This window comes from Mesorhizobium sp. M4A.F.Ca.ET.020.02.1.1, assembly GCF_004022645.1.
In the GTDB taxonomy this organism is placed as follows: domain Bacteria; phylum Pseudomonadota; class Alphaproteobacteria; order Rhizobiales; family Rhizobiaceae; genus Mesorhizobium.
In genome coordinates, this window is the sequence record NZ_RZOI01001365.1 from 1 (window position 1) to 531 (window position 531).

The following is a 531-nucleotide window of genomic DNA, read 5'->3' on the forward strand; positions in this document are numbered from 1 at the left end:
GCGTTGGATTGAGCTTCAGGGTTCTCCAGGACGTCCTGCGCGATGCGGAAGGATTCCACGCCCGCCGGGACGCCTGCGTAGATCGTGAGCTGGATCAGGGCGTCGCGGATCTCGTCCGGCGTCACGCCGTTGCGCAACGCGCCGCGCAGATGAAGCGCAAGCTCGGCGCTGCGGCCGAGTGTGCCGAGCATGACGATGTTCAGCAGACTGCGGTCGCGGCGGCTAAGAGCTTCTCGCCCCCAAGACGCCCCCCAGCAGTATTCGGTGACCAGCTCCTGAAAATCGCGGCCGAAGTCGCCCGCTTTATCGAAGGCGCGCCGCACGTATTCCTCGCCGACGACCTCGTTGCGTATCTTCAGTCCCTTGTCGAACAGCGCCGAGTTGCTCATGCGGGGGTTCCTTCATCGACGACCGGGTTGGTGAGCGTACCGAGCCCCTCGATCTCGACGGAGATGGTGTCTCCGTTGGTGAGAAAGCGCGGCGGCTTGCGCGTGAAGCCGACGCCAGCCGGCGTCCCCATCGGGATGAGGT

At 65.2% G+C, this 531-nt stretch carries 2 protein-coding genes; both read right to left on the reverse strand.

Translation table 11 applies throughout. The annotated features are described in order from the left end of the window. The coding region (locus tag EN742_RS37165; protein ID WP_128334000.1) for a carboxymuconolactone decarboxylase family protein at positions 1-389 on the reverse strand (389 nt) is incomplete at its 3' end. After that, the coding region (locus EN742_RS37170; RefSeq protein ID WP_148670625.1) for a fumarylacetoacetate hydrolase family protein at positions 386-531 on the reverse strand (146 nt) is incomplete at its 5' end. The genes EN742_RS37165 and EN742_RS37170, both read right to left, overlap by 4 nt.